Origin of the sequence: Pseudomonas agarici (genome assembly GCF_900109755.1) — a bacterium.
Taxonomy (GTDB): Bacteria; Pseudomonadota; Gammaproteobacteria; order Pseudomonadales; family Pseudomonadaceae; genus Aquipseudomonas; species Aquipseudomonas agarici.
The window spans coordinates 1-9,651 of record NZ_FOAR01000047.1; the positions used below are offsets into that span (position 1 = coordinate 1).

Here is a 9,651-nt window from a genome sequence, read left to right on the forward strand (position 1 = left end):
GGCATCCGTCAGGCGCTCGACCTTGTAGATGCCCTCGGGCGATATCTCCACCGACTTGATGTACTCGGCGCCGCGCTCGTCTCGGCACATGGCGGCGATGTAGATCGTCCAGTGGTAGGAGAAATCGAAAATGGCATTGGCGACCGCAAGGCTTCGGATCTGTTTGCAGCTCTTCCAGTTCGCCATGATCTGCGTGCCGCTGGGGTCGATGTTCACCACCGCGACGTGGTTGGTGCGCAGCAGCGCCCGGCAACTGCGTTCGGCCCTGGCGAAACCGTTGTTGGGTTTGCGTTTCGACTTCATAGCGAGTCCGCCATCTTGCGTAGGGCGCGTCGCTCGGCCAGCGACAGAGGCCTGGGTTTGCGCTTGAGGACCGTTTCAGGGTCTATCCGGGTGGAGCGGGGCGGCGGTATCGGATTGCGCGGCGGGCTTTGCAGCTCGTCGATATGGCCGCCGGCTGCAAGGAACTTGGCGATCTGCTCGGATATGGCGTCCGCCTTTGGCCGATGATGCTCGACCAGGCTGAGGTGGTTGCTGATCATGTTTTCCTCACTTGATGCGGATCGAGCTGTCGCCGCGCTCAAGGTGCGCCCAAACCGGCTCCTCGATCAGCTCGTGTTCTGCGTCTTCGCCGGCGGCCATGCGCTTGCGCACGGTTTCGTTGTGCTCGCGAATTTCCTTGAGCTTGGCTGCAATGGCAGTTTTGTCTGGTGCGAAGGTTGTTTTTGGGACGACATAGTCCTCAGGTAGCTCGTCTTCTTTGTCGACAATGACCTTCTCCTTGCCTAGGGCAAGGGTGATGGTGAACAGAGGCCGCTTGATCGACTTGAGGCCGGCGGCCTCCATGTTCCTGCGCAGGTAGTCGCTGATCTGCGACACACTGTTGGTCTTGACGCGCTTGAGTTCGGCTAGGCGCTCGATCTCGTTTTCAATCGCGGTGACGTCGCTTTCGATGTTCCGGCGGAGCATGACGATGTTGTCGGCCTTCACCTCAAGCTCGCCCTGGATCTCATCCATTGCATGTTGCAAGGCCTCTTTTAGGCTCTCATCATCGGCATCAGCCATGCCTTGAAGCTCGGCCAGCTTGCCGGTAAGCGCGTAGAGCCGAGTCATGCCGTAGTCTCCTGTTTCAGTTCAGAGAGATTTTTCCACTCAAGGGATATCCGCGCCGCGCCTTTCTCATCCTTCCGCCGCGTGAGCTGAAGAACCGCTACGTCATGAATCTTTTTTCGCTCATGTGGTGTTTGAGCGCCTTTCAGGTTTTCAATGACCGACTTGATGTAGTCGAGACGTTCCTGCTGCTGTTTAGCGATTTCGGCATCCTTGTCTATTGCCTGCTCGATCGCTTCTTCTTCCTGACGCTGCTGGACGTAGTCCCGGTCATCGAACATGCCAAGGAACACGTCAGCACTGAAGCCAAGCATCGACAGAGATTTCTTGATTGCATCTGTGAGAGACTTTTTCGGTGCCTCGCCATCCGTAGTCGTGCCGAACTTCGACTTGTACAAGTACGGCGTGCATCCGTACTGCTCCAGCTCCCCTCGCTCGCCGTCGATCTTGAACCAGAACAGGATCTTGACTGTGTGATTCAGCTCGAAACCCAGGCTGGCGCGCTTATCGCCTTCGCCGACGAACATCTCGGCGCCCTTATCGAAGCGCTCTTCGCTCACCCTCCAGCCGAAACCAATTCCGACCGGTCCGAAAACCTCGGTAGCCTTCATAATCATGGCCGTGCCGTTCAGGCTAGTGATTTGCTGTCCGCCTACCTTGGCTTCCTTCGTAAACCTGGTATCTGTCTTTTCGACACGATCCCAAATCTGCATGTTTTTGTCAGGCATGAGTATCTCTCCGCGCCACCAGAGAGGGGCGCTGTGAAGGTGCTGGTTATTGAGTGATTCGATCAGCGAGAGCGCTGAGCAACATCAAGAGAGTGAAGAATGCGATAGATGTGAATGAGCCGCGCAAAATCAAAAGTCGGCGAGTGCGCTGATGCGAGGTCATGGGCCAACCCTTGCATCATGCTCAGACGAAATAATCTGTCTCGGCTCACCGTTTTCTTTGAAAAGACTGTATTGCAGAAGAAGAACTAGAGCGGCGGCGGCTAGAAGCCAGAATAAAACCCTCATGGCGCCACCTGCTTTCGAGCCCTTACGGCAATCCGCCCACCCTTAATTGCTTCAGCAAGATTTGGCGGCAGTGCCGAAACGGGTAGATCACGCGGCAAGCCAGCCCCAAGGACTATAAGCGCTCGCTCAATCTCTTCAATCTGTTCGTCGATCAGTGATTTAACTGGTGATGTGCTCATAACAACTCCTTGCGCTTCTCAACAATCTTGTTGAGTCGGCAGCAGTAGTGATTGAATTCTTCGACGCTGAGGCGTCCGTCCAGCATCATTTCTGAAAGCGTTTTTTGAATCATTACTGACCAACTGATCAGCGTTTCCGGGCTCTCAAGCGCTTCAAGCTCTTGTCCGATTAAGACGTGGGGGCTCATAACGAGTCATCCTCGGCCTGGGCGGCAAGTGCGTCATCGAAAAGGGGTCGGAGTAAGCTCTCGGCGATTTCGCCAAGCTTTCCGAAATGATTGTCGCTTGGGCCGAGCAGTTCGGAGATCGCGCTCTTGTCGGGCTTGTCGCCAGCGGTTAACAGCAGCCAGCCAAGCGCCGAGGAGCTGACTTTGCAGTCCTCAAGACGACTATTCACATGCTCATCTACCGCCAGAGCCAGTTGAGCAACGGTCACGCCTTGCGACTTTCTCATCCAGCGCTGAAACTTCACATCAGTGCGGAAGCGGACAAGCTGCTCTGTTGCGTTGTACAGCCACTCGGCGCGTGCAATCTCTACGGCCGACTCGCTCACTGGGGGCGGCAACTGCGCGTCGTAACGGCCTTGGCATATCTTCAATGCTGCGTTCATGGTCGCCTCCAGAGTGCCGGATCAGTCGGTGTAAGCGATGTACTTGAAGTGGCCGGTGTCTTCGTTGAAGCGTTCGAATCTGCCGCCGAAGGTGCCGCGCACCACCCTCTCCACATCCGAGACAAGCGTTCCGATTGGGAAGACGCCCTCCTTGATCATGGAGCTGCTGCTGTGGAGCTTTGCCACCCAGTCGATTTTTGTGGGATCAAGGACGCGAGGCCTTGTTTCTATGCGGGGAAGATCGCCCATGCTGATGGTTGCGATTTCGCGAACGCACAAAGGATCATCAGCAGCCCGCCATCCGCATTTCGTGCAGCACATATCGGCTTCCTGATGACGCCAGCATGGCGCGTTCAAATGGCAGCTACAGTCCTTTACCTGCTCCAGCTCGATGACGCCTGCGCAGCCATCACGGGCGCACGCGTCGCCCTCGCAATATCCGAAATCGCTCATGGCGACCTCCAGTGTTTGGGGTTGGGCGGAACGGGCGGCGAGCATTGCGTCGGCAACTGCGTACGCAGACTCGGCGGCGTACTGCACGTCGCGGGTACTCATGCCGGGAAATGCTGGAGCAAGCGCCTTGGCTGCGAAGTAATCGCGCAGGGTCATGCCGAGGAATGCATCGGCATTGGCATCGCCAAATCGTGCAACAGCGGCTTCGGGCGCGGGAAAGGCCGGCCCGCCATCATCTTTGCTCATGACTCTCTCCATTCGTTGGTTCGCCCGGTTAAAAGGGGGAATCTTCTGGCGCAACGAGGAAATAATTGCAGGCATATTCCTCGCCGATCAGCTCAAGGAATGCGTCACGGTCGTGCACCTGCAAAATCTCTTCAGGTGTGAACTCAGCAAGGATTTCACTCTCTTCAATACTTGCCAGCGTGGCGGAAACCTTTGTCATGTAGTGGCGCTGTCGGTCTTGGAAATAACCGGCTTCCGAAGAAACCTGTTGTGCGAGAAAGCTGATTTCTTTACTCATGATTTGCTCCGCTTATTTGGTTCACCTGTATTCGTTCAACACTCATGCCTCCCGCTGGTTGCCGATGGGCGCGGAGGGGAGTGCATGCGGGTGGTGTCGGGAGGAGGGTGCAGCCGGCCCGATCAGGCCAGCCGGAATTTCCGTTCAGGGAATTCCTTTTCGAATTCCTCAAGAATTCTGCCCGCAAGTTCGGGGCATTTGCGCGGAAGGGCATGGTCGCGGTTGTCAGTCGTTTTCAACGTCTTCCCGATGAAGCAAAAGACGAAGGTCCAGCCGTTGTCCGTTTGGACTTGAAGCTTTTCCATGTGGCGGCTCCGATTGAGAGATAGGCCCCAGGCCCGCTACTGGCGACGGCCTGGGTTTGCAGCGTCAAGTTGTCCTGGTGCGCTGGGGTGGCCTACCGGAATTCCGGCCGATGCGCGGTGACATCGACGACCTACTGTCCGCTGCCTGTATGAGTATTGGGCGCAGCCTTCAGGCTTGCTGCGCCACGCAGGTGAATCGTTCGGCTACTTCATGTCGGTAGCTCCTATTGCTCGCTCACTGGGCAGGCAGTGGCCACCTATTGATTGTGCAGATGGCAGGCTAGGCGAACCGTTCCTGCTCCCGGCGTTATCACCTCGTCGCGCTTTCAGCTCTAGCCGCGATCAGGTATCCGGGGACGGATGGGCAATTCCCGCGCTCGGCGGTTCATCTGCAATGCAGGTGGGCGGTTATAGGCCGCAGTTTCGTCCGCATCTATGGCCGCTATTGGAAGCCGACCAATTCATTGGCAAGCAACTCTCTTGCGCGATCACTCAAGGCGGTGAGAACCCGAGGATCCTGAGAGTCGCAAGCCTTGTACTGCTCAATCCGCTTTAGAAGCTCGCGGTGCTTGGCTTCCCGGTAGGCCTGATTCGCCTCTTCCGGGGTGTGGAACCTGCCAAGTGTCACGCGCAGGCCATCGACATTCAGGGATGCGGCGAACTTCCTGTCGCACTTACAATTGACCCAGGCAACGCCTATCGGCCACTCGCCCCGTGTCGCCTGATTGGTGCCGAAGAAGAGGTTCAACCACTGTGGTATGAACGCACATGTATCCGGTCCGTAGACCCGATTGCCGGGAACCAGAAAATCTTTGTCGAGATGTATTCCCTCCCAGCGCTGAGTGACCATCCAGCCTTTGAAAGCGGAGAACCTCTTCCACTCTTCCACGACCGTGCAGCCGCGATAGGTTGGGTACTTGGCCTGGTATCGCTCCGAGTAGCACCTCATGAGCATGTCAGACCATCTTGCATAGATCGGGTCGTGCTTGAATCTGTTGCTTTCCGCCCGGCCTGCCGACATCGGGACATCGTTCAGGCCAACGCCATAAACAAGACGCTGCTTTTTCATGTACCCTCCAGACTGTGCGCTCTCATAGAGAGGATCGGGCAGTTAACGACAGGCTGTCGTGGCGCTGGTTGGTCAGGACTTCACCAGCTCGTAGCCGGCGGCGCCGTAAGCTTTTGTTAGCCGCTTGTTGATTTGCTCGAGGGAGTAAGCAATTCCGCCGTGACCACTCGGACCCTTGTAGATGTACATTCCACCCTTCACTTCGTAGGTAAATCGCATAGGTGCACTCCATGGTTGGAAAAATTGAGCCGCGATACGGGGCAGAGGTGTACATCTCTGACGCCGGGAACATCTGCATCAAACAGGATCAGGGGGGCCGTGAAGAGCACGTGCTGATTTTTGCTGACGAAGAGGTCGACGACCTGATTGCTCTGTTGAAGGATGCAAAATCGGAGCTGGCCGAAGAGCGACGAGTGGCCGAAGAAAACGAGAACAACTGAGGCCTGTCACATCCATCTGCCCACCCAGTGAATGGGCAGAAGTGATGCTCAGTACGGCTTCTCGACCTTGCCCTGGTCTTGCAGGCTTTTGATGTGGAACAGGTTGTTCAACATCATGTCCATCTGGCCGGCCAACTGGTTACGCAGGCCGTCCTTAAGTGCGCCAGTCACAGCGTTGACGCTGGTCTGCATTTGCTTGGTGAAGTCCTCGGCGCAGATCTTGGTCATGAGCCATTCGGCGCGCGTCACAGTGTTGTACGAGCTGGATGCTGGCTTGCCATCGCCAGGGTTCACCTTGCAGTTCCAGTAAGCAGTGACGGTTGTTTCCAGCTCCTTGCGGAGCGTGGTGGACGGCCCTTCCTGATCACCCCACTGATTCACCCGGCGATATTCACGCTCGAACGAACCGTTGATGGTTTCGTCGATCGCCTTCTGAATCTGCGAGGTCACGCGCTCGTCGAAGATTTTGTCGATGCGTTTCTTCACTTCTTTCGCGACCATCTCGGAGAGGTCTTCGTCCTCTCGCAGCAACTGGTCGGCGACATTTGCCACGATGGATTTTTTCAGTTCGGCTTCGTTGATATTGAGCATGGTCATTGCCTCGGTTGTTTTCCCAATGCACCCGTCACCAGGCGCATCAGTGAAACTTTCCGCCGTGGCCCGCTACTGGCGTCGGTCACCGGCTTGAATCGAATGTGGTCGCCTGTTTTTACAGGGGCAGGCTCCCTGTTTCCTCGCTTTCCACAGTCGAGGGAAACCCATATGCTTCGACCTCCACAGTCGAAACAAGGAATGCAGTTATGGCGGAATACATGGCTCGAGTTGAGCTGTTCAGGGCCGATGGCGAGGACTACGCCGATCTTCACGAAAAAATGGCTGCTTTAGGCCTGAAGCGGACGGTTAAGTTTGATGACGGAAAAACTTATGACATGCCGATAGGCACGTACTTTGGAGCAAGCGCCCTAAGCACCTCTGTATTGAGAGACAGAGTCAAATCTATTTCTGATCCGCTTACTTCGCGAGGCGCTGCTTCAATTTTTCTATGCCGTGTTGAAGGGAGTGAGTGGTCAGCATTCCTTTACGAGGCCTGACCCGCCGGCGGCTGACTTGCCCCAGGGCACAACATCAATCGCGTGATACCTCATTACGCCAATAGCTGACTCAAAGGCGGTATCAAAACTGGTGCCGCTTTTTTCAGACAGCTCAAGAACAATCTGTCGAACTCGCTCAATCTGTTCTTCGTTCATTTCCTTACCCCGGTTTGACTTCCCTGATACCCCTCGTAAGAAGGGCATCGAGGAAATCTGTCTCGCTACGCATATCTGGGTCATTCGCCAGTTCGGTATCCCTCGTCTGCCGCAGGTTCTCCCTGCGTTTCCTCCCAGCGCCAAAGTCACTCCCGTGGCGGTAGGTCAGATCAGATCGCCGGTCTCCAGTAGAGGCGTAGCGGCCAATCGTTAGTTTTTGACAGAGCCTTTGCATCGGCCCTCCCTGTCCTTGCCGGACAGGCGGCCCCGCTGTTATTTCCGCAGCAGGATCGTGTTCTGAATTTTTAAAGAGCGACTCCGAATCGGAGCGGACCCTTTCGAGGCCCTTCGCAGTGGCTGTGTCGCTGCGATGGGTGAACGATAAGCCAATGCCTAATTTCTGTAAATAGGTAATGCCTAATTATTTTCAAATTTCTTCTCCGGCGAAAGTCAGCGGCTGAGGGGGTTGCATTTCCAGATCGAGACGTTAAGCTTTGCCTATCCTGTATTTATATACAGTATTTGTTAAGGAGATGTTTATGGCAGTCCACGGAAATGTAAAACCACCACAAGCCAGCGGTATGACCGGGATAGAGCGGCTCAGCCTGCGAGTTTCATCGATGATCAATCATCCGATCGCGCAGGAGCGGCGTGAGGTAACTGTTCATCGCCTGGACACGGACGGTGATCGGGAATGGGAAGAAGTGCTTAGCGTGATCGCTGAAACTGACGAACTCGAACTGACGCTCAATGACGACGGCAGCGTGACGGTGAGATGGGAGCAACAGGAGTTGGATACGGCGGGAAAAGGAGAGGCTGAGTTTGAGCCTGAAGAGGAGTTGGCCCCGTTCTGACGGGCACTAAAAAGCCCGCTCAGTGGCGGGCTACAGGTTATGGCGGGGAAGTCATATGTAAGAGACCCTGCTCCGGAGCCATTTTGGTATATTCTACTAAGGAATGCATTTTTAAGAATAGATTCCTAAAGGTGATAGATGAAATCCACCCCAGCGGTTCAGAGCCTAAACCTTACCTCGTTATGCAAGCCAAGAGATTATCAGGAGTGCCTAATCTACAGCCCATGCGAAGGATTTATGGTTGCGACATGGAAAAACCTAGGTGATGAGCCAGGGTTCTATTTATTCGCTACTTACGAACCACTACATCATGAGCAGGCCCTGCTCTGGGTTGGACTTCCATCGCCGGAGCTTATGAGCAATCTTTGCCAAAAGCTATCTAATGCCAAAATAGAAAGCGCTACAATCTCCGTCCAGAAAGAGACATGACCCTTCGTATCTCACTTATGGCTGGAGATAGGCTGTCTTTTGAAATCCCTATTAGCAAAAGATCTTCAAGATTCTTGGATGTGAAAAAATCATTGCCGCTAGAAATAAGGCTTTCAATACGAGCGACGCCTTTTGGGATTAAACTAATCCATGCGTGAGTTTTGCTAATTTCCCCTGCGCGCCATTGATGTATTTCAACTTCGCTTGCGGCTATAACGTTTTTTAATGGATTAATAAAGTTAAATATCTCTTCGTCCTTGTAAGAAGCGCCTAAAAAGCTGAATCCCGCTATTTCGCCAATCTTTATCTGTTTTGGTGGCACAGCACCCGACTTCTTCGCCGCAGGGTTGGTCTCAAGATAAGCTTCTCTCTCGGCTAGGGATCTAGCTTCATACCTATAGAGCCCTGGATCTCGGGTTTTTAGTTTATGATCAAGCCGGCTGCTGTCAGCCGCAGAAAATGCCCCTCGAAGCTTGAAGCGAAGCGATTTAAGAAATAAATATTGTTGTTGTAGGCTGGATATTGTCGCGAGCATTGATGGAGCAACTGCCTTAAGCTCAAGTATCCTATTTACTTTGAGTCTTCTGCTATATAGCTCATCATGCCTTTTCATTTCTGACGAGAAGTCTGCTTTGAAATGCTTTGTACCGCAGTCTTTGCCTATGTTTGTTTCTTGTTCGTCACTAGTAGTAATAAGGTAGCCGTGTAAGTGCGGCTTTCCGCAGTCCGATATTCCACACTTAATCGTTTTTCCATTTAGATGGTAAGGGGCGACGATGCTTCCAAAGTTCCTGTCCTTGTGTGTGGGTACAAAATAAAGAGAGGATTGATATTTTGGGCGGCAGACAATCGACTCAATGTCAGCTAGCACCGGAACATCTTCAAAAGAAACGTTAGAGTCTTCGCCGCTCATTTCACATCCTTGAATTGTATATTCACTTATTCCGATTGGTTACTGCGTTCTCGAAATGCTTCCCTCTTCACCTCATCTGCATATCCCTCGACAGCCAGGTAACTCGCCGCGATCTCCAGCAACTCCCTAACCTCATCTTACTGGCCATCCTCAGACAGTCGCACGGCGCCCTTCATCAGATCGACTCCCGACTACTTGAGAATGCCGCAGCCTCTTTCAGGTCGCGGCGCAGCGGTTGGTAGCGTTTAGTGAGGGTCATAGCGTCACACCGGCTGCCCGTTCCACACGTAAAGCACGCGAGCTAGGATGTGGGTGTCATCCACTCGTATGTCCTCGGGGTCGTGGTGCTTGTTGTCCGAGATCATCTTGAAGCGATCCTTGCCTTTCTTTTGCAGGCGTTTCACGTACAGCATTTCGTCGTGGGAGAAGAGGTAGATGCCATCACCCGTGAACTCCCGGATCGTGATGTCGACCAGTAGCGGGTCGCGATCCTTGATGGTTGG

At 54.0% G+C, this 9,651-nt stretch carries 19 protein-coding genes; 3 read left to right on the forward strand and 16 right to left on the reverse strand.

Features of this window, described 5'->3' with window-relative positions; genetic code table 11:
* The 12 genes from BMX68_RS24430 to BMX68_RS26070 form a co-directional block, all read right to left on the reverse strand.
* The coding region (locus BMX68_RS24430; RefSeq protein WP_074862758.1) for a hypothetical protein at positions 1-303 on the reverse strand (303 nt) is incomplete at its 3' end.
* Positions 300-542: a hypothetical protein gene (locus BMX68_RS24435; RefSeq protein ID WP_074862755.1), complete on the reverse strand. Its 243-nt coding sequence runs from the start codon at positions 540-542 to the stop codon at positions 300-302. The genes BMX68_RS24435 and BMX68_RS24430, both read right to left, overlap by 4 nt.
* Before the next feature lie 7 nt (positions 543-549).
* Positions 550-1,113 carry a siphovirus Gp157 family protein gene (locus BMX68_RS24440; RefSeq protein WP_017133310.1) on the reverse strand — a complete coding sequence of 188 codons (564 nt, stop codon included), beginning with the start codon at positions 1,111-1,113 and terminating at the stop codon, positions 550-552.
* A complete protein-coding gene (locus BMX68_RS24445; RefSeq protein ID WP_017133309.1) occupies positions 1,110-1,838 on the reverse strand; it encodes a hypothetical protein in 729 nt (242 codons plus the stop codon). Before BMX68_RS24445 ends, BMX68_RS24440 begins: the two co-directional genes overlap by 4 nt.
* Positions 1,839-2,122: 284 nt before the next feature.
* On the reverse strand, positions 2,123-2,305 hold the full coding sequence (locus BMX68_RS24450) for a hypothetical protein (RefSeq protein ID WP_017133304.1): 183 nt from the start codon (positions 2,303-2,305) through the stop codon (positions 2,123-2,125).
* Entirely contained in the window at positions 2,302-2,493 is a 192-nt protein-coding gene (locus tag BMX68_RS24455; RefSeq protein WP_017133303.1) for a hypothetical protein, read from the reverse strand. The genes BMX68_RS24450 and BMX68_RS24455 overlap by 4 nt, the downstream gene beginning before the upstream one ends.
* Entirely contained in the window at positions 2,490-2,915 is a 426-nt protein-coding gene (locus tag BMX68_RS24460) for a hypothetical protein (protein WP_017133302.1), read from the reverse strand. Before BMX68_RS24460 ends, BMX68_RS24455 begins: the two co-directional genes overlap by 4 nt.
* A 21-nt stretch (positions 2,916-2,936) precedes the next feature.
* A complete protein-coding gene (locus BMX68_RS26545; protein ID WP_017133301.1) occupies positions 2,937-3,614 on the reverse strand; it encodes a hypothetical protein in 678 nt (225 codons plus the stop codon).
* 28 nt (positions 3,615-3,642) lie between these two features.
* Positions 3,643-3,891, reverse strand: a complete 249-nt coding sequence (locus tag BMX68_RS24470) for a hypothetical protein (protein ID WP_017133300.1) — start codon at positions 3,889-3,891, stop codon at positions 3,643-3,645.
* Positions 3,892-4,013: 122 nt separating this feature from the next.
* The gene (locus BMX68_RS24475; protein ID WP_017133299.1) at positions 4,014-4,196 is read right to left on the reverse strand and encodes a hypothetical protein; all 183 of its coding nucleotides are present in this window, start codon (positions 4,194-4,196) and stop codon (positions 4,014-4,016) included.
* Positions 4,197-4,638: 442 nt separating this feature from the next.
* Entirely contained in the window at positions 4,639-5,265 is a 627-nt protein-coding gene (locus tag BMX68_RS24480; RefSeq protein ID WP_017133298.1) for a hypothetical protein, read from the reverse strand.
* A 72-nt stretch (positions 5,266-5,337) separates the two neighbouring features.
* Complete coding sequence (locus BMX68_RS26070) at positions 5,338-5,484, reverse strand: hypothetical protein (protein ID WP_017133297.1); 147 nt, start codon at positions 5,482-5,484, stop codon at positions 5,338-5,340.
* Positions 5,485-5,495: 11 nt separating this feature from the next.
* Here BMX68_RS26070 and BMX68_RS24485 point away from each other — a divergent pair, with 11 nt between their 5' ends.
* Positions 5,496-5,705 carry a hypothetical protein gene (locus tag BMX68_RS24485; RefSeq protein WP_017133296.1) on the forward strand — a complete coding sequence of 70 codons (210 nt, stop codon included), beginning with the start codon at positions 5,496-5,498 and terminating at the stop codon, positions 5,703-5,705.
* A gap of 48 nt (positions 5,706-5,753) precedes the next feature.
* On the opposite strand, the gene BMX68_RS24490 is transcribed toward BMX68_RS24485, so the two are convergent.
* Positions 5,754-6,296: a hypothetical protein gene (locus tag BMX68_RS24490; protein ID WP_017133295.1), complete on the reverse strand. Its 543-nt coding sequence runs from the start codon at positions 6,294-6,296 to the stop codon at positions 5,754-5,756.
* A gap of 209 nt (positions 6,297-6,505) precedes the next feature.
* Here BMX68_RS24490 and BMX68_RS24495 point away from each other — a divergent pair, with 209 nt between their 5' ends.
* On the forward strand, positions 6,506-6,796 hold the full coding sequence (locus BMX68_RS24495) for a hypothetical protein (RefSeq protein ID WP_017133294.1): 291 nt from the start codon (positions 6,506-6,508) through the stop codon (positions 6,794-6,796).
* Here the strand turns inward: BMX68_RS24495 and BMX68_RS25745 are convergent.
* Complete coding sequence (locus BMX68_RS25745) at positions 6,773-6,952, reverse strand: hypothetical protein (RefSeq protein ID WP_143063360.1); 180 nt, start codon at positions 6,950-6,952, stop codon at positions 6,773-6,775. The genes BMX68_RS24495 and BMX68_RS25745 overlap by 24 nt on opposite strands.
* A gap of 539 nt (positions 6,953-7,491) precedes the next feature.
* Here BMX68_RS25745 and BMX68_RS24505 point away from each other — a divergent pair.
* The gene (locus BMX68_RS24505; RefSeq protein ID WP_017133292.1) at positions 7,492-7,806 is read left to right on the forward strand and encodes a DUF1654 domain-containing protein; all 315 of its coding nucleotides are present in this window, start codon (positions 7,492-7,494) and stop codon (positions 7,804-7,806) included.
* Between the two features lie 400 nt (positions 7,807-8,206).
* Here the strand turns inward: BMX68_RS24505 and BMX68_RS24510 are convergent, their stop codons facing one another.
* Together BMX68_RS24510 and BMX68_RS24515 are read right to left on the reverse strand one after the other, a co-directional pair.
* A complete protein-coding gene (locus BMX68_RS24510; protein ID WP_017133291.1) occupies positions 8,207-9,148 on the reverse strand; it encodes a hypothetical protein in 942 nt (313 codons plus the stop codon).
* 263 nt (positions 9,149-9,411) lie between these two features.
* The coding region (locus tag BMX68_RS24515) for a S24 family peptidase (protein ID WP_143063361.1) at positions 9,412-9,651 on the reverse strand (240 nt) is incomplete at its 5' end.